Source organism: Amycolatopsis sp. NPDC098790 (assembly GCF_044759945.1).
GTDB lineage: Bacteria > Actinomycetota > Actinomycetes > Mycobacteriales > Pseudonocardiaceae > Amycolatopsis.
Genome location: NZ_JBIWAI010000004.1, coordinates 324,747 through 341,036, shown reverse-complemented (window position 1 = coordinate 341,036; position 16,290 = coordinate 324,747). Strand labels below are relative to the sequence as shown.

At 71.5% G+C, this 16,290-nt stretch carries 17 protein-coding genes; 12 read left to right on the top strand and 5 right to left on the bottom strand.

Features of this window, described 5'->3' with window-relative positions; genetic code table 11:
- The first annotated feature begins 9 nt into the window (after positions 1–9).
- Genes ACIQWX_RS31015 through ACIQWX_RS31000 form a run of 4 tightly spaced genes read left to right on the top strand, consistent with a single transcriptional unit; the run spans position 10 to position 4,261 of the window.
- A complete protein-coding gene (locus ACIQWX_RS31015) occupies positions 10–1,134 on the top strand; it encodes a LacI family DNA-binding transcriptional regulator (protein WP_400878481.1) in 1,125 nt (374 codons plus the stop codon).
- Positions 1,135–1,159: 25 nt separating this feature from the next.
- Positions 1,160–2,389, top strand: coding sequence for an extracellular solute-binding protein (locus tag ACIQWX_RS31010; RefSeq protein WP_400878478.1), 1,230 nt, complete (start codon positions 1,160–1,162; stop codon positions 2,387–2,389).
- A gap of 4 nt (positions 2,390–2,393) precedes the next feature.
- Complete coding sequence (locus ACIQWX_RS31005; protein ID WP_400878475.1) at positions 2,394–3,449, top strand: carbohydrate ABC transporter permease; 1,056 nt, start codon at positions 2,394–2,396, stop codon at positions 3,447–3,449.
- Positions 3,446–4,261 (top strand): carbohydrate ABC transporter permease, encoded by an 816-nt coding sequence (locus tag ACIQWX_RS31000; protein ID WP_400878472.1) that lies wholly within the window; start codon positions 3,446–3,448, stop codon positions 4,259–4,261. The genes ACIQWX_RS31005 and ACIQWX_RS31000 overlap by 4 nt, the downstream gene beginning before the upstream one ends.
- 1 nt (position 4,262) lies before the next feature.
- Here ACIQWX_RS31000 and ACIQWX_RS30995 read toward each other — a convergent pair whose 3' ends face one another.
- On the bottom strand, positions 4,263–5,117 hold the full coding sequence (locus ACIQWX_RS30995) for an LLM class flavin-dependent oxidoreductase (RefSeq protein WP_400878469.1): 855 nt from the start codon (positions 5,115–5,117) through the stop codon (positions 4,263–4,265).
- Positions 5,117–6,136 (bottom strand): aldo/keto reductase, encoded by a 1,020-nt coding sequence (locus ACIQWX_RS30990; RefSeq protein WP_400878466.1) that lies wholly within the window; start codon positions 6,134–6,136, stop codon positions 5,117–5,119. Before ACIQWX_RS30990 ends, ACIQWX_RS30995 begins: the two co-directional genes overlap by 1 nt.
- 91 nt (positions 6,137–6,227) lie before the next feature.
- Between ACIQWX_RS30990 and ACIQWX_RS30985 the strand changes: the two genes are divergently transcribed.
- The 8 genes from ACIQWX_RS30985 (at position 6,228) to ACIQWX_RS30950 (ending at position 13,204) form a co-directional block, all read left to right on the top strand.
- A complete protein-coding gene (locus ACIQWX_RS30985; RefSeq protein ID WP_400878463.1) occupies positions 6,228–6,767 on the top strand; it encodes a TetR/AcrR family transcriptional regulator in 540 nt (179 codons plus the stop codon).
- Positions 6,764–7,885, top strand: a complete 1,122-nt coding sequence (locus tag ACIQWX_RS30980; protein WP_400878460.1) for a cytochrome P450 — start codon at positions 6,764–6,766, stop codon at positions 7,883–7,885. The genes ACIQWX_RS30985 and ACIQWX_RS30980 overlap by 4 nt, the downstream gene beginning before the upstream one ends.
- Before the next feature lie 4 nt (positions 7,886–7,889).
- Positions 7,890–8,321: a pyridoxamine 5'-phosphate oxidase family protein gene (locus tag ACIQWX_RS30975; protein WP_400878458.1), complete on the top strand. Its 432-nt coding sequence runs from the start codon at positions 7,890–7,892 to the stop codon at positions 8,319–8,321.
- A 177-nt stretch (positions 8,322–8,498) separates the two neighbouring features.
- Positions 8,499–9,698 (top strand): cytochrome P450, encoded by a 1,200-nt coding sequence (locus tag ACIQWX_RS30970; RefSeq protein ID WP_400878455.1) that lies wholly within the window; start codon positions 8,499–8,501, stop codon positions 9,696–9,698.
- A complete protein-coding gene (locus ACIQWX_RS30965; protein WP_400878452.1) occupies positions 9,692–10,351 on the top strand; it encodes a TetR/AcrR family transcriptional regulator in 660 nt (219 codons plus the stop codon). The genes ACIQWX_RS30970 and ACIQWX_RS30965 overlap by 7 nt, the downstream gene beginning before the upstream one ends.
- Positions 10,348–10,548: a ferredoxin gene (locus ACIQWX_RS30960; RefSeq protein ID WP_372664516.1), complete on the top strand. Its 201-nt coding sequence runs from the start codon at positions 10,348–10,350 to the stop codon at positions 10,546–10,548. Before ACIQWX_RS30965 ends, ACIQWX_RS30960 begins: the two co-directional genes overlap by 4 nt.
- Complete coding sequence (locus ACIQWX_RS30955) at positions 10,545–11,717, top strand: NAD(P)/FAD-dependent oxidoreductase (RefSeq protein WP_400878449.1); 1,173 nt, start codon at positions 10,545–10,547, stop codon at positions 11,715–11,717. The genes ACIQWX_RS30960 and ACIQWX_RS30955 overlap by 4 nt, the downstream gene beginning before the upstream one ends.
- 80 nt (positions 11,718–11,797) lie before the next feature.
- Complete coding sequence (locus ACIQWX_RS30950) at positions 11,798–13,204, top strand: BNR repeat-containing protein (protein WP_400878446.1); 1,407 nt, start codon at positions 11,798–11,800, stop codon at positions 13,202–13,204.
- A gap of 3 nt (positions 13,205–13,207) precedes the next feature.
- Here the strand turns inward: ACIQWX_RS30950 and glmS are convergent, their stop codons facing one another.
- From glmS to dapA, 3 genes are read right to left on the bottom strand one after another with little or no spacing between them, the layout of a single operon-like run.
- On the bottom strand, positions 13,208–15,031 hold the full coding sequence (gene glmS, locus ACIQWX_RS30945; protein ID WP_400878444.1) for a glutamine--fructose-6-phosphate transaminase (isomerizing): 1,824 nt from the start codon (positions 15,029–15,031) through the stop codon (positions 13,208–13,210).
- 13 nt (positions 15,032–15,044) lie between these two features.
- On the bottom strand, positions 15,045–15,317 hold the full coding sequence (locus ACIQWX_RS30940) for a hypothetical protein (RefSeq protein ID WP_400878441.1): 273 nt from the start codon (positions 15,315–15,317) through the stop codon (positions 15,045–15,047).
- A 50-nt stretch (positions 15,318–15,367) separates the two neighbouring features.
- Entirely contained in the window at positions 15,368–16,237 is an 870-nt protein-coding gene (dapA, locus tag ACIQWX_RS30935; protein WP_400878438.1) for a 4-hydroxy-tetrahydrodipicolinate synthase, read from the bottom strand.
- Between the last annotated feature and the right edge of the window lie 53 nt (positions 16,238–16,290).

Genomic DNA, 16,290 nt, shown 5'->3' with positions numbered 1-16,290 from the left:
GGCGACGACATGGGCCGGCCCACGCTGAACTCGGTGGCGGAAGCGGCCGCGGTGTCGCGCCAGACCGTGTCCAACGTGATCAACTCGCCCGAGGTGGTGAGCCCGGAGACGCGCGAGCGCGTGCTGGCCGCCATCGAACGGCTCGGCTACCGCCCGAACACCGCGGCGCGGCAGATGCGCACGACGCGGTCGCAGATCATCGGGCTGTGCATCCCGCCGTCGGGCAACGGCGTGAGCGGCGTCGTGCTCGACCAGTTCCTGCACTCGCTGACCGCGACCGCCGAGCGCTACGACCACCGGATCATGCTGTTCACCGCGGCCGACGACGAGGCCGAGACCCGCGCGTACGCCGACCTGATCGCGTCGGTCGGGATCGACGGGTTCGTGCTGACCAACACCCACCACGACGACCTGCGCACCCGCTGGCTGCTCGAGCGCGAGCTGCCGTTCGTCACGTTCGGCCGGCCGTGGGGCGCGGAGGACACGCACCCGTGGGTCGACGTCGACGGCGCCGCGGGAACCCGGTTGGCGACCGATCACCTGATCCGCCAGGGGCATCGGCGGATCGCGTTCGTGGGGTGGCCGGAGGGCTCGGGCAGCGGCGACGACCGCCGCGCGGGCTGGGCGGCGGGCCTGGCCGCGGCCGGGTTGGGGGAGGGCCCGCAGGCCGCGGTGTTCGACGGCGTGGAGGGCGGCCGCTCGGCCGCCGCGAGGCTGCTGGACGCGGGTGGGGCGGCCGAGAGCGGTGACGGCGGCGTCGCGAATGACTCATTCGCGACCTCCGGCGTCCCGAATGAGTCATTCGCGACGCGCGCGGCGACCCCGGGTGGTGGGGGCCGCGCCGCACACCCCGCCGGCAGCGGCACGCCGACCGCCTTCGTCTGCGCCAGCGACTCGCTGGCCCTCGGCGTCACCGCCGAACTCCGGGACCGCGGGATCCGCCCCGGGGCCGACGCGTCCGTCATCGGCTTCGACGACACCCCCACCGCCGCCGTCCTGGGCTTGAGCAGCGTGGCCCAGCCCATCGCCGACGTCGCCGCCGAATGCGTGCGGCAGCTGCGGACCATCCTGCGGGGCGAACCCGAGCCCGCGACCACCCTCTTCACCCCGCACCTCGTGCTCCGCACCACCTGAGTCCCCGCGCGATCAAGGAGGATCGATGCTTCCCCGCCGAACCGTGGCCGCCTTCGCGGCGGCCGGCCTGCTGCTCCCGCTTTCCGCCTGCGGCAGTGGCTTCGACGACTCGTCCCGGCCCGCCACCCAGCAGGCCGGGCCCGCCACGCTCAAGGTGATGATCGCCGCGAGCGGGGGCGCCGAGCTCAAGGCCATGCAGGACGCCGCGGCCGCGTGGCACCCCGAAGGATCGAAAGCCGAGGTCGTCAGCGCCAACGACCTCGCGCAGCAGCTCAGCCAGGGGTTCGCCGCGGGCAGCCCGCCGGACGTCTTCGCCGTCGACGCCACCAAGTTCCAGGGCTACGCCGACGAAATGCTCCCGTACGGCGACGGTCTGTCCTACAAGGACGACATCTACCCGACGCTGCGCACGACGTTCACCAAGGACGGCAAGCTCTACTGTGCTCCTAAGGACTTCTCGACCCTCGCCCTGGCGATCAACACCGACGACTGGGCCGCCGCCGGCCTCACCGACAACGACGTCCCCAAGACGTGGGACCAACTCAAGACCGTCGCGCAGAAGCTGACCACCGGCGGCCGCACCGGGCTCGTCTTCAACGACACCCGCGACCGCATCGGCGCCTTCCTCGTCCAGGCCGGCGGCTGGGCCGTCGACGCCGACCAGAAGACGGCCACCGCCGACACGCCGCAGAACCTCCAGGCCCTGACCTACGTCCGCGACCTGCTCGCGTCCGGGGCGGCCAAGTACCCGAAGCAGATCGGCGCGGGGGACTCCGGCGAGGCGTTCGGCCAGCACAAGGCGTCGATGAGCATCGACGGCAACTGGATGGCCGGCGGCATGAAGAAGGACTACCCGAACGTCAAGTACCGCGTCGTCGCGCTGCCCGCCGGGCCGGCCGGGCCCGGGACGCTGTCGTTCACGCAGTGCTGGGGCATCGCCGCCAAGAGCAAGTTCCAGGAGCAGGCCAAGCAGCTCGTCGACTCGTTCATGCAACCGCAGCAGCAGCTTGCGTTCGCCGAGGCGTTCGGCGTGATCCCGTCGCGGCAGTCCGTGCGGACGCAGTACGAGCAGAAGTTCCCCGCGCAGGCCGCGTTCGTCGCCGGTGCCGAGCACGCGCACGGGCCCGTGACCCTGACCAAAATGGACCCCGTGCTGACCGACTTCGACGCCCAGCTGCAGCAGCTGCCGGGCGCCGACCCGAAGCGGATCCTGCAGCAGCTGCAGCGCAACACCGCGGCCGCGCTGGGGCAGTGACGCCATGGGCACCGTCCTGACCGCTCCGGCCGCCGCGCCCGCGCGGGGCGGCCGGAGCCGCCGCCCCCTCCGGCGCGACGGCCGGGCCGGCTGGCTCTTCCTCGCCCCGACGCTGCTCGTGCTCGGCCTGTTCATGGTGCTGCCGATCCTGATGGCGCTCTGGGTGAGCGTCAGCGACTGGACCGGCAACGGCAGCCCGTTCTCCTCCCGCGTGCACTTCGTCGGCGGGGACAACTACGCCGCACTGCTCGCCGAACCCGGGCTGACGCGGCAGAACTTCGCCACCAGCGTCCGCAACAACGGCTACTTCGTGCTGTTCGTCGTGCCGCTGCAGACGGCGCTGGCGTTGTTCCTCGCGCTGACCCTGCACCAGAAGAAGCTCAAGGGGCGCCAGTTCTTCCGGACCGCGTTCTACTTCCCGACCGTCACCAGCTCGGTCGCGATCTCGGTCGTGTTCCTCTTCCTGTTCTCCAGCACCGGCACGGTGAACGCCGCGCTGAAGCTGTTCGGAGTGGACGGTCCCAGCTGGTTCGCCGACCCGCGCGGGATCTTCCACCTCGCCTTCGGCGACCCGGCGAACCCGCCGTCCGCCCTGGCCGGCCACGGTTTCCTCGGACTGTCCTGGTGGGACTGGCTTTCCGGCCCCAGCGTGGCGATGTGCTCGATCATCGTGCTCGTCGTCTGGACCTCCACCGGCGGCTTCATGCTGATGTTCTACGCGGCACTGCAGAACCTGCCGCCGTCGGTCGACGAAGCCGCGTTGATCGACGGCGCGACGTCGTGGCAACGCTTCTGGCGCGTCACGCTGCCGCAGCTGCGCCCGACGCTCTTCCTCGTGCTGACGCTCGGCCTGATCGGCACCTGGCAGGTGTTCGACCAGGTCTACGTGCTCAGCCGCGGCAACCCGGCCAACACGACGCTGACCCCGGCCTACCTGTCGTACTCGACGTCGTTCGTCGGCCACCAGTGGGGCCAGGGCGCCGCGATCGCGTTCCTCCTGTTCGTCGTGATCGTCGCCTTCACGCTGGTGCAGCGCTGGGCCCTGCGGGAGCGCCGATGAAGAGGCGCTGGCTGGGCTACGCGGTCCTCGTCCTGGTCGCGGCGCTGTACATCTACCCCTTCCTGATCCAGCTCGCGACGGCGTTCAAGACCGACGCCGACGCCACGGCGCACCCGCTCCTGCCGTGGCCGCAGCAGTGGTCCGTGAGCGTCTTCCGGACGCTCGCCGAGCAGGAGTTCCCGCGCTGGGCCATGAACTCCGTGTTCGTCTCGGTGACGATCACCGTCGGCCGGGTCGTCTTCAACTCCCTCGCCGGCTACGCCCTGTCCCGGCTGAGGTTCCGCGGCCGGAGGGCGGTCTTCGGAGCCGTCCTGGCGGTGATCGCCGTCCCGAGTGTCGTGCTGCTGATTCCGAAGTTCCTGGTGCTCAACCAGCTCGGCATGTACGACACCTACGCGGCGATGATCATCCCGCTGCTGGTCGACGGCACCGGCGTGTTCATCATGAAGCAGTTCTTCGACACCGTGCCGGTGAGCGTCGAGGAAGCCGCCCGGATCGACGGCGCCGGTCCATTCCGGATGTTCTGGTCGGTGGTGCTGCCGATGTCGAAACCGGCGTTGATCACCGTGACCATCCTGTCGTTCCAGGGATCGTGGAACGAGCTGCCGCACTACATCGTGTCGCGGCAGGACCCGGCGCTGAACACGCTGACCAGCGGCGTGGCGAGCCTGGTGTCCGGAGAGCTGGGCCAGGGCAACCAGTTCCCGCTCAAGCTCGCCGCGGCGCTGCTGATGACGCTGCCGGTCGCGATCGTCTACTTCGTCTTCTCGCGCCGGTTCACCCAAGGCACGTACGAAGGAGCCGACAAGTAGCTCAGCGGATCAGCTCGTCGGCGACCCACCGGACGACGCCGTCCGGGTACGGGTTGCCCAAGCCGAGCACGACGTGTCCGAACCCGGCGTCGACGGCCTCTTCGATCTTCTCGCGCGTGGCGGCCGGCTTGGCGTAGTCGACCGGCAAGAAGATCGAACGCAGGATCGAAGCCGGGTCGCGGCCGATCTCCGCGCAGTAGCGGTCGAGGAGCCTGCTGCGGCCGGCGAGGTCGTCGATGTCGCCGCCGCCCGGGATGTTCCACTGGTCGGCGTGCTCGGCGACCACCCGCAGCGTCGCGCTCGCCCGGCCGCCGATCATGATCGGCGGGTGCGGCCGCTGCACGGGCTTCGGGTTGCCGAAGGCGCCCTTCAGCTTGACGTACTCGCCGTCGAAGTCGAACGGTGCGTCTTCCGTCCACAAGCGACGGATGACCGTGCACGCCTCGGCGAGCGCGGCGACGGCGTCGTCCTGGGTGTGGTACGGCAGGCCGTGACCGTCGTATTCCCGGCGGGCCAGGGGATGGCTCGGGCGGGAACCGGCGCCGATGCCGAAGTCGAGCCGTCCGCCGGACACGACGTCCACTGTGGTCGCGATCTTCGCCAGCACCGCCGGCGGCCGGAAGCGGTTGCTGGTGACCATCAGGCCGAGCCGGATCCGGTCGGTCTGCGCGGCCATGGCCGAAAGCAGCGTCCAGCCCTCGTAGATCGGACCGTCCGGGTCGCCGCCGATCGGCATGAGGTGGTCGAACAGCCACGCGTGCTCGATCTCCGGGATCTTGTCGGCTTCACGCCAGACGCGCTGGATCTCGTCGTAGCCGACGTTCATGGGTGCGGTCATGATGCCGAAGCTGGTCATCAGCGCCTCCGCAGGGACTTCTCGAGCAGGGCGGGCGGGGTGTCGAACTTCTCGTGCGCGGCCAGGTCGACCCCGGGCGCGACGACGGCGTCGATCTCGTCGAGGACGTCGGCGGGCAGGACGGTGTCGGCCGCCGCGAGCTGCGCCTGGAGGTGGTCGAGCGTGCGCGGGCCGATGAGCGCGCTGGTCACGCCCGGGTGCGCGGTCACGAACCCGAGCGCGAGCTGAATCAGGGAAAGATCCGCTTGGCCGGCGATCTTGACGAGCTTCTCGACGGCGTCGAGCCGGGCCTGGTTGGCCGGGTCGGAGAGGTCGAATCGCTGGGGCAGGACGCCGGCGCGGTTCGTCGTGATCTCGCGCCCGGCGCGGACCGCACCCGACAGCCAGCCGGACGCCAGCGGGCTCCAGGCCAGCACGCCGAGGCTGTACTCCTGCGTCACCGGGAGCACGTGGGCCTCGATGCCGCGTTGCAGGATCGAGTAGCTGGGCTGCTCGGTGACGTACCGACCCAGGCGGTTTTCCCGGGCGGCCCACTGGGCCTGCACGATCCGGTACGCGGGGAACGTCGACGAGCCGAAGTAGCGGATCTTGCCGGCGCGCTGCAGGTCGGTCAGCGCGGAAAGCGCTTCCTCGTCGCTCGTGGCGGGGTCCCAGCGGTGCATCTGGTAGAGGTCGACGTGGTCGACGTCGAGCCGGCGCAGGCTGTCGTCCAGTGCCTTGAAAATCCAGCGGCGCGAGGTGCCGCGGTGGTTGCGCTCCTCGCCCATCGGCATCGCGGCCTTGGTCGCGAGCACGAGGTCGTCGCGGCGGTTCTTGATCGCCTTGCCGACCATCACCTCCGACTCGCCCTGGCCGTACATGTCGGCGGTGTCGACGAGGTTGACGCCGCCTTCGAGGGCGGCGTCGACGATGGCGGTGGCCTCGTCCTGGGTGGTGCGCCCGATCGCGCCGAAGTTCATCGCGCCGAGTGCGAGGCTGCTGACCTGGACGCCGGTGCGGCCCAGGGTGCGGTACTGCATGAGGGGAATCCTCCGTGAGATGATGGCAAGCGGAACGTTGCTCCGCTAACGATACGGAGCATTGTTCCGGTTAGCAACCCCGGGAGGTGTGGTGACCAGACCCAAGCGCGCGGACGCCCGGCGCAACGAGAAGACGCTGCTCGACGCGGCGGCCGCGGTCTTCGTCGCGTCGGGGGTGGACGCGCCGGTGCGGGACATCGCGGCGAAGGCCGGCGTCGGGATGGGCACGATCTACCGCCACTTCCCGACGCGGGCCGACCTCATCGTCGCGGTCTACCGGCACCAGGTGGAGGCCTGCGCCGACGCGGGTCCCGCGCTGCTCGAGACGGCGTCTTCGCCGCACGCGGCGCTGGCGGAGTGGATCGACCTGTTCGTCGACTTCCTGGTGACCAAGCACGGGCTCGCGGGGGTGCTGCAGGGTGACGGCTTCGCCTCGCTGCACGCCTACTTCCTCGATCGCCTGGTCCCGGTATGTGCGCAGCTGCTCGAAGCCGCCGAGCTGACCGCGAAGGTGCGCCCGCTGGAGCTGATGCGCGGGGTGGGCAACCTGTGCATCGGCGCCGAGGACGGCAACCCGGACTACGACGCCCGCCGGCTGGTCGGGCTGCTGATCGCGGGGCTGCGCGCATGACGATCGAACAGCTCACGACCGACCCGTACCCCCTGCTGGCCCGGCTCCGCGAGACCGAGCCGGTGGCCTGGCGGCCCGAGCTGACCGGCTGGCTCGTCACCCGGTACGACCTCGCGCTGCAGGTCATGCGCGACGCGGCGACCTTCACCGTGGACGACCCGCGCTTCTCGACCGCGCAGGTCGTCGGCCCGTCGATGCTCTCGCTCGACGCGGGTGCGCACACCCGGCACCGGTCGCCGTTCGCCCGGCACTTCCGGCCGCGGGAGATCGAAGACCGGTTCGAAGGGTTCGTCCGCGCCGAATGCGCCCGGCTGGTCGACGGGTTCGCCGCCGACGGCCGGGCGGAGTTGCGGCGGGCGCTGGCCGGTCCGCTGTCGGTCGCGGTGGTGGCCGACGCGCTGGGCCTGGACGGCACCGACACCGCGCGGGTGCTGGCCTGGTACGACGCGATCGTGTCCACTGTGGACGACATCTCGGCCGGTCGCTCGCCGGGTTCCCGTGGCGCGGAGGCGTTCGGCGAACTGCGTGCGCACATCGAGGGCACGGTCGGCCGGCCTTCGCTGCTCACCGAGGCGGCCACGGCGCTGGAGCTGCCGGAGGTGGTGTCGAACGCGGCGGTGCTGATGTTCGGCGGCATCGAGACGACCGAGGGCATGATCGCCAACCTCCTGCTGCACCTGCTGCGCGAACCCGCGCAACTCGAGGCCGTGCGGGCGGACCGCGCGCTCGTCCCGGCCGCGATCGAGGAGTCGCTGCGCCTGGAACCCGCGGCGGCGGTGGTCGACCGGTACGCCACCCGCGACGTTTCGCTGGCGGGGGCGTCGATCGCGCGGGGCGACCTCGTGACCGTGTCGCTCACGGCCGCCAACCGCGATCCGGCGGTGTTCGAGAACCCGGACGTCTTCGACCCGAGCCGTCCGGACCTGCGCAAACAGCTGGCGTTCGCGCACGGGCCGCACTTCTGCCTCGGCGCCGACCTCGCCCGGCTGGAGACGCGGATCGCCGTGGAGACGGTGCTCGACCGGCTGCCCGGGATCGCGCTGGCCGAGCCGGCGGCGCCGTCGGGGCTGGTGTTCCGCAAACCCGTCGCCGTGCCCGCGCGGTGGCTGCCATCATGACCGGATGACGACGTGGCGTGAGGTCGAAGCGGCGGAACCCGAGTTCGCCCAGCGCGTGCGGACGTTGTTCGACGCGCGCAAGCACAAGACGATGGCGACCCTCCGGGCCGACGGCTCGCCCCGGATCTCGGGCATCGAAATGAAGTTCGACGACGGCGAGCTGACGTTCGGGTCGATGCCGAACGCGCGCAAGGGCGCCGACCTGCGGCGGGACCCGCGGGTGGCGTTGCACAGCGCGACGGTCGACCCGGTCGACGGTGCCGAAGCCGACTGGCCGGGGGAGGCGAAGATCTCCGGCCGCGCCATCGACGACGGGGAGCGGTTCCGCGTGGACGTCGCCGAAGTGGTCCACACGCACCTGAACGAGCAGGCGACGCTGCTGGTCGTCGAGTGGTGGACCCCCGAGGGCGGCCTGCGCAAGGTCGAGCGCGAGTAAAGCGCCCCAATGTGGCCTTGGTTGCGTCTCGCGCACCGAAGGCCGCCTTGGGTGCGTCTGACGCACCGAAGGCCACATTGGGGCGCTTGGGCCCGGCCAATTAAGTCAAGCGCTTGACGTAATCATGGATCGTCGCCATGCTCGTCGTAGGGGTCATTCACCAACGAGGAGACCGCCATGACGCAAAGCCACACCGAGCTGCCGCGCTTCCCGTTCGTCGCCGGGACCGCGCTCGCGCCGCCCGCGGAGTGGGCCGAGTTCCGGACGAAGTGCCCGGTCGCGCCCGTGCAGCTGGCCAGCGGGGACGAAGCCGCGCTGATCACCCGCTACGCCGACGTCAAGAACGTGCTGTCCGACCCGCGGTGGACCCGGCCCACGCCCGCCGACAACGCCGCCCGCGTCGCCGACACCGAGTCCGGCGGCGTCTTCAACAGCGAGATGGCGACCGTCCTCCCGCAGCACGGCGAAGGGCACCTCACCTGGCGCCGCACGATCGGGAAGTGGTTCACCGCCAAGCGGATGAACGCGCTGCGGCCCGGGATGGCCGCGATGGCCGAGCAGCTCATCGACGACCTCGTCGCGAAGGGCGCGCCCGGGGACCTCAAGGCCGGGCTCGCCTTCCCGCTGCCCGTCTGGGTCATCTGCGACATGCTCGGCGTGCCCGACTCCGACCGCGACCGCTTCGCGCACTGGTCCGACGTGATGCTCAGCATGACCCGCTACACCCAGGCCGAGTTCGACGCCGCGCAGCAGGAGTTCGGCCGGTACATGGGCGGGCTCATCGCCGAAAAGCGGGCCGAGCCCGGCGACGACATCCTCAGCGCGCTGCTGCCCGAAGGGTGGCCCGACGCGATGCTGGTCGCCACCGGCATCGGCCTGCTGATCGCCGGCCACGAGACCACCGCGAACATGATCGCCAAGATGGTCGCGATGCTGCTCGCCGACCGGACCCGGTGGGAGCGGCTGCTGGCCGACCCGGCGCTCGTGCGCACCGCCGTCGAGGAGTCCCTGCGCTTCGACGCGAACGCCGGTGTCGGCATGTCCCGCTACCTCTCCGACGACTTCGAGGTGGCCGGCACCGTCCTGCCCGGCGGCACGACCGCGATGTGCAGCATGGCCGCCGCGAACCGCGACGAGACCGCGTTCGAGAACGCGTCCGAAATGGACCTCGGCCGCAGCCCGAACCCGCACCTCGCGTTCGGCGCCGGCGCGCACGCCTGCCTCGGGCAACCCTTGGCGCGCACCGAACTGCAGGTGACGCTGGAAGTCCTGCTGCGCAAGCTGCCGTCGCTCGAGCTCGCCGTCCCCGCCGACGAACTGCGCCGCGTCGAAGGGCTCGCCGTCGGCGGGCTGCGGGAACTGCCCGTCCGGTGGTGACCGCGGTCGACCGGGCCTTCGCGACGCGGGAGGCGATCCTGACCGCGGCGGAACGGCTCTACGCCGAACACGGCGTGCTCGCCGTGTCCAACCGGCAGATCAGCGAGGCCGCCGGGCAGGGCAACAACACCGCCGTCGGCTACCACTTCGGCACCCGCGCCGACCTCGTCCGGGCCATCGCCCGCCGGCACTCCGCGGCGGTCGAAGAGCTCCGGGCGCGCATGCTCGCCGACCTCGGCGACGGCGCGGACCTGCGCGACTGGGTCCGGTGCCTGGTCCACCCGTCGACCGAGTACCTGGCGCGGGCGGGCACGCCGAGCTGGTTCGCCCGGTTCACCGCGCAGGTGATGACCGAGCCGTCACTGCGGTCGGCCGTCGCCGTCGAGACGCTTTCGTCGCCGGCGCTGGCGCGGACCGTCGAGGGGCTCAGCCGGTGCCTGCCCGAGCTGCCCGCCGACGTCCGCGCCGAACGCAACGCCATGACCCGTCAGCTGCTGATCCACACGATGGCCGAGCGCGAACGCGCGCTCGCCGAAGGCGATGACACCCCGCGAGCCAACTGGCGTGAAGCCGCCACCGGCCTCACCGACGCCCTCGTCGGCCTCTGGCTCGCTCCCGTGACACCCCGCAACCCAGGAGAGGAACAAGCATGAAGGTCACTGTGGACGAAGGAAAGTGCTGCGGCGCCGGCACCTGCGTGATGCTCGCGCCGGACGTGTTCGACCAGCGCGACGACGACGGCATCGTCATCCTCCTCGACGAAACCCCCGGCGAAGAGCTGCACGCGACCGTCCGGGAGGCGGCGAGCGTCTGCCCCGGTGTCGCGATCTCGGTCAGCGAGGACGCGTGAACGTCCTCGTCGTCGGTGCTTCGGCGGCCGGGCTCGCGACCGTGGAAGCCCTGCGCCGCAAGGGCTACGACGGTCGCGTGACCGTGCTGGGCGCCGAGGCGCACCTCCCGTACGACCGGCCGCCGCTGTCCAAACAGGTCCTCGCCGGGAGCTGGGCACCTTCGCAAACGAGCCTGCGCACTCCCGACGCACTGTCCGCATTGGACACCGAGTTCGTGCTCGGCGACCCGGCGGTGCGGCTGGACGCCCGTGCACGGACCGTCCACACGGCACAGGGTCGGGCGCTGACCGCCGACGCCGTCGTGCTCGCCACCGGGCTCCGGCCGCGCACGCTGCCGGGCCAGGACGGCCTCGCGGGCGTCCACGTGCTGCGCACGCTCGACGACGCGCTGGCCTTGCGCGCGGACCTGGCGCCGGGCAAGCGGGTCGTGGTCGTCGGCGACGGCGTCCTCGGCGCGGAGATCGCGGCCACCGTGTGCGGCCTCGGCGTGCCGGTCACGCTGGCCGGCCCGCAGCCCGCGCCGCTCGCGTACCAGTTCGGGCCGCTGGCCGCGGGTCTGCTCGCCGACCTGCACATCGGCCGCGGTGTCGACCTGCGGCTGGGAAGCGCCGTCACCGGACTGTCCTCTTCAGATGGTCGAGTCAACGGTGTTCGCCTGGAAACCGATGAGGTGCTGCCCGCCGACGTCGTCGTGGTGGCGTTCGGCGCGGCCCCGGCGACGGAGTGGCTGGCGGGCAGCGGAGTGCTGTGCGACAACGGTGTCGTGTGCGACTCCCGCTGCCGCGCGGCGGACGGGATCTACGCGGCCGGCGACGTGGCCCGCTGGCACCACGAAGGCCTCGACGAGCTGCTGCGCCTGGAGAACCGGACGAACGCGACCGAGCAGGCGGCCGCCGTCGCGGGCAACATCCTCGGCGAAGATCGCCCCTACACGCCGGTGCCGTACTTCTGGACCAACCAGTTCGACGCGCGCATCCACGTGCACGGGACGCTGTCCGCGGACGCCGAAGTGTCCATTGTGGAAGGCGAGGTGGCGGCGGGCCGGTTCGTGGCGCGGTACCACCGGCGTGGCGAGGTCGTCGGCGTGCTCGGCTGGAACATGCCCAAGCAGGCCCGGCAGCGTCGCCAGGAGATCGCCGGGGCCGCGGTGTTCGCCGGGAAGCCGTAAGCACATACCCCCGTTCGTCGGTTGACGACGGCGCGGGGGAGGGTGACCCTGTTCACGTTAACATCGTGGAAGGGGCGGTCATGGCGCTGCGTTCCCGGATCTTCGGCGTGCTGGCGGCCGTCGTCCTCCCGCTGCTGCCCGTCGCGCCCGCTTCGGCGGCCGCGGCCGTGTCCGCGACGAAGATCGGGGACACCCGGCTCGACGCCACCGCGCTGTACTTCGTCTCCTACGACGGGCTGGTGAACAACGACTCCTTCCAGCAGAGCGGGATCTTCAGCTACGCCGGCTACCAGTACGCGGCCTGGTACACCGCCGACCGCAGCGCCGTGCTCGCCCGGCGGGCCGGCACCGGCGCGTGGCAGACCGCCGTGCTGCCGCACAAGCTGACCGTCGACGACTCGCACAACGTGATCTCGATGGGCGTCTCCCCCGACGACGGCCGGCTGCACGTGGCCATGGACACCCACGGCACCCAGGTGTTCTACGTCGAGTCGGTCGCGGGCCTGCTGTCCGCGCCGGCCTCGCACGCCTGGACCCCGGCCGCCTTCGGCCCGGTGCAGCGCACGCTGAACGGCGTCGACCTCGGCGCGATCACCTACCCCCAGTTCGCGGTCACGCCGGAGCGGCGGCTGCAGCTGAGCTACCGGACCGGCACGTCCGGCAACGGCGTCAACGAGCTGGCCGAGTACAGCGGCGGCAGCTGGCGCAAGCTCGGGAAGTGGACGTCGGCGACCGGGTCGTGGACCTCCGGCAACGGCGTCACCAGCACGACCCGCAACATGTACCTGCACGGCATCACCTACGGCCCCGGTGGCCGGCTGCACGCCGCTTTCACTTGGCGCGAAGGCAATTCCGGCGTGCTCTGCAACGCGGGCGGCCTGGCCAACCACGACACCGGGTACGTCTACAGCGACGACCGCGGCCGCACCTGGCGCAACAACGCGGGCGCGGCCGTCGCGACGACCGGCGGCACGCCGGTGGCGGTGGGGTCGCCGGGCACCGTGGTCGACCCGCTCGGCGTCGACCACGGCCTGATGAACCAGGAGAGCCAGGCCGTCGACTCCGCCGGGCAGCCGCACGTCGTGATCAGCTACGTACCCGGCCGGTTCACCCAGTGCGTCACGAACTACTCCGCGCAGCGCAAGCAGTACGGCCGGACGTTCTTCCTCAGCCGGGCCGCCGACGGCAGCTGGACCAAGCGCGAAGTGCCGGTCGCGCCCGGGTCCACCCAGCGCACGAAGCTGGTGTTCGACCGCGGGGACAACGCTTACCTCGTGATGCCGTACGGCCGGATCGTGGCCGCGTCGAAGGCGAGCGGCTGGACCGACTGGACGACGGTGTACACCCCGGACCTGAACGCCTTCGGCGAGGTCGACGTCGACGACTCGCGCCTCGCCGCCACCGGCGTGATTTCCGTGCTGTACCAGCAGGTCTCCACCGGAACGACGCCGTCGCCGATCCGGGTGGCCGACTTCCGCCTCGGCTGAGGACTACTCGACGGTGACGGACTTGGCGAGGTTCCGCGGCTTGTCGATGTCGTAGCCCAGCGTCAGTGCCGCGTGGTAGGCGAGCAGCTGCAACGGGATCGTCAGCAGGATCGGGTCGAGCTCCGGCTCGGTCCGCGGCACGACGATCCGCGGGACGTCCAGCTCGCCGAAGTCGACGTCCTCGTGCGTCACGGCCAGGACGGACCCGCCGCGGGCCTTGATCTGCTGCAGCGCCGCCAGGTTGCGGCCGGCCAGCTCGTCGGCGGGCACGATCGCGACTGTCGGGAGCGTGTCGTCGATCAGGGCCAGCGGGCCGTGCTTCAGCTCGGACGTCTGGTACGCCTCGGCGTGGCGGTAGGAGATCTCCTTGAACTTCTGCGCGCCTTCGCGGGCGACCGGGAACCCGCGGACGCGGCCGATGAAGAACAGGCTCTTCGCGGTGGCCGCGGCCTTGGCGTGCTCGGCGATCGCGGGCTCGTCGTCCAGGATGGACTTGATCTGGCCCGGCAGCGCGCGGATCGCGTCGATGATCCGCTGACCGTCCGCATTGGACAGATCGCGCACCCGGCCCAGTGCCAGCGCGATCAACGCGAAACCGACGGCCATGTTCGTCAGCGCCTTGGTCGAGGCGACCGCGATCTCGGGGCCGGCGTGCAGGTAGACCCCGCCGTCGCAGGCGCGGGCGATGGTCGAGCCGACGACGTTGACCAGGCCGACCACCCGGCCGCCCTTGCGCTTGATCTCCTCGACCGCGAACGCGGTGTCGATCGTCTCGCCGGACTGGCTGACCGCGATGTAGAGCGTGTCCGCTTCGATGATCGGGTTGCGGTAGCGGAACTCCGACGCGGCTTCGGCGTCGGCCGGGATCCGGGCCAGCTCCTCGATCATCGTCGCGCCGATCTGGCCGACGTAGTAGGCGGAACCGCAGCCGAGGATCTTCACGCGGCTGAACCCGCGCAGCTCCCGCGGCGTCAGGTTGAGCCCGTCGAGCCGGGCGACGCCGAACCGGTCGTCGAGCCGGCCGCGGATGATCCGCTCGACCGATTCGGGCTGCTCCTGAATCTCCTTGACCATGTAGTGCGGGAACCCGCCGAGGTCGAGGTCTTCGGCGGCGATGTCGATCTCGGTGGCCGGCTTGGTGGTGTCGCTCTCGTCGACGGTGAAAGTCCGGTAGCCGGTGGCGAAGACCGTGGCGAACTCGCCGTCGTCGAGGTGCGCGACCTGCGAGGTGTGCCGGACCAGCGCAGCGAGGTCGCTGGCGACGAACATCTCGCGCTCGCCGACGCCGATGATCAGCGGCGAGCCGTTGCGCGCGATCACCAACCGGTCCGGGTGTTCGCTGTCGGCGACGGCGATCGCGTACGTGCCGGTGATCCGCGAGACGGCCTCGACCACGGCGTCTTCGAGCGTTTCGGCGGCCGAGCGCGCGATCAGGTGGGCGAGGACCTCGGTGTCGGTCTCGGAGGTGAGGGTGACGCCGGCGTCGGCGAGCTGGGCGCGCAGGGCGTCGGCGTTGTCGATGATGCCGTTGTGGACGACGCTGATCCGGCCGTCTTCGGACGTGTGCGGGTGCGCGTTGGCCTCCGACGCCGGCCCGTGCGTCGCCCAGCGCGTGTGGCCGATGCCTGCCTTGCCGGCGAGTCGTTTCGGCAGCGCGGCGGCGAGGTTGCGGACCCGGCCGACGACGCGGTGGACCTGCGGGGCGCCCTTGGCGCCGAGGACGGCGATGCCCGCGGAGTCGTACCCGCGGTACTCGAGCCGGGTCAGGCCCTCGAGGAGGATGGGGGCGGCGTTCTGGCCGCCGATGTAGCCGACGATCCCGCACATGGCGAACCTTCTTTCAGCCGTAGACGATGCGCCGCAGCTGGCGCTCGGACAGGTCGGGTGCGGCCACCAGCCGGCCGCGCAGCTCGGCGGCGATGAGCGGGAAGATCTCGGGGTTCTTCCGGCCCTCGGCCTGCAGCTCGGCGTGCCGCCGGCGGACGTAGCCCTCGGTGGGCGTCCGGTAGTAGGCGAGGACGTCGTCGACGACGCGGGCGGCGACCCCCGGCGCCAGCCCGGTGGACGCGGCCACGCGCTCGACGATGTCGGTCTCTGCCACGTCGGCCATCATGCCCTGCGGGTGTCGCGGGTTCCAAGTTCTTGCCCGAAATCGGGCAAGCTTTACTGGTTGGACGGTTTAGGGGTTGCGTGTGTCGGTCTACCGCCTGCTTCGACCAGGGGGAGCCGGACCGCCGCGTGCGGGATGACGCCCAGCTCGACCAGCGCCGCCTTGGCCGCCGTCGTCCCGGGGCCGGCCCGCATGATGGCCTCCACCAGCGGGATCAACGACCGGTTGATCGCCCGCGCCGACTCCAGGTCGCCACGGCCGACCGCCGCGATCAGGGCCGCCGTGCGGTCCGCCACCACGTTGCCCACCACGCTGACCACGCCCGCCGCGCCGCACGCCAGGTACGGCAGGTTCAGCTCGTCGATGCCGCAGTAGTACGCCAGTCCCGTGGCCGCCATCACCGTCGTCGCCTCGAACAGGTCGCCCTTCGCGTCCTTGACCGCCCGGATCCGGGGGTGCGCGGCGAGTTCGGCCAGCGTCGACGGCGTCATCGCGATGCCCGCGCGCGCCGGGACGTCGTAGAGCATCACCGGCAGGTCGGTCGCGCCGGCCACCGCGAGGCAGTGGGCCACGACGCCGGCCTGCGTCGGCCGGGAGTAGTAGGGGCAGACGAGCAGGAGCCCGTCCGCGCCGGCCGCCTCGGCGTCGCGGGCCCGGCGGACGCTCGCGGCCGTGTCGTACGTGCCGACGCCGGCGATCACCCGGGCGCGGCCGCCGGTTCGCGCCGCGACGTTCCGGACGAGCCCGGCGGCTTCGGGCTCGGTCAGGGTGGGGGACTCGCCGGTCGTCCCGCCCACGACGAGTCCGTCGCACCCGGTGGCGAGCAGGTGGTCGACGAGGCTGGCGAGGCCGGGTTCGCTGAGCGCCCCGCCGGGCTCCATGGGGGTCACCATCGCGACGAGGTTGGCGCCGAAGTCGGTCATGCCGTCGACCGTGCCCGGCTTGAATGCTGCGGTCCAGTGACGGTTTCTTGCCG

Coding starts and splice junctions, on each gene's coding strand:
- ACIQWX_RS31015 (WP_400878481.1), top strand. CDS start 10: ATGGGCCGGCCCACGCTGAACTCGGTGGCGGAAGCGGCCGCGGTGTCG.
- ACIQWX_RS31010 (WP_400878478.1), top strand. CDS start 1,160: ATGCTTCCCCGCCGAACCGTGGCCGCCTTCGCGGCGGCCGGCCTGCTG.
- ACIQWX_RS31005 (WP_400878475.1), top strand. CDS start 2,394: ATGGGCACCGTCCTGACCGCTCCGGCCGCCGCGCCCGCGCGGGGCGGC.
- ACIQWX_RS31000 (WP_400878472.1), top strand. CDS start 3,446: ATGAAGAGGCGCTGGCTGGGCTACGCGGTCCTCGTCCTGGTCGCGGCG.
- ACIQWX_RS30995 (WP_400878469.1), bottom strand. CDS start 5,117: ATGACCAGCTTCGGCATCATGACCGCACCCATGAACGTCGGCTACGAC.
- ACIQWX_RS30990 (WP_400878466.1), bottom strand. CDS start 6,136: ATGCAGTACCGCACCCTGGGCCGCACCGGCGTCCAGGTCAGCAGCCTC.
- ACIQWX_RS30980 (WP_400878460.1), top strand. CDS start 6,764: ATGACGATCGAACAGCTCACGACCGACCCGTACCCCCTGCTGGCCCGG.
- ACIQWX_RS30975 (WP_400878458.1), top strand. CDS start 7,890: ATGACGACGTGGCGTGAGGTCGAAGCGGCGGAACCCGAGTTCGCCCAG.
- ACIQWX_RS30970 (WP_400878455.1), top strand. CDS start 8,499: ATGACGCAAAGCCACACCGAGCTGCCGCGCTTCCCGTTCGTCGCCGGG.
- ACIQWX_RS30960 (WP_372664516.1), top strand. CDS start 10,348: ATGAAGGTCACTGTGGACGAAGGAAAGTGCTGCGGCGCCGGCACCTGC.
- ACIQWX_RS30950 (WP_400878446.1), top strand. CDS start 11,798: ATGGCGCTGCGTTCCCGGATCTTCGGCGTGCTGGCGGCCGTCGTCCTC.
- glmS (WP_400878444.1), bottom strand. CDS start 15,031: ATGTGCGGGATCGTCGGCTACATCGGCGGCCAGAACGCCGCCCCCATC.
- ACIQWX_RS30940 (WP_400878441.1), bottom strand. CDS start 15,317: ATGATGGCCGACGTGGCAGAGACCGACATCGTCGAGCGCGTGGCCGCG.
- dapA (WP_400878438.1), bottom strand. CDS start 16,237: ATGACCGACTTCGGCGCCAACCTCGTCGCGATGGTGACCCCCATGGAG.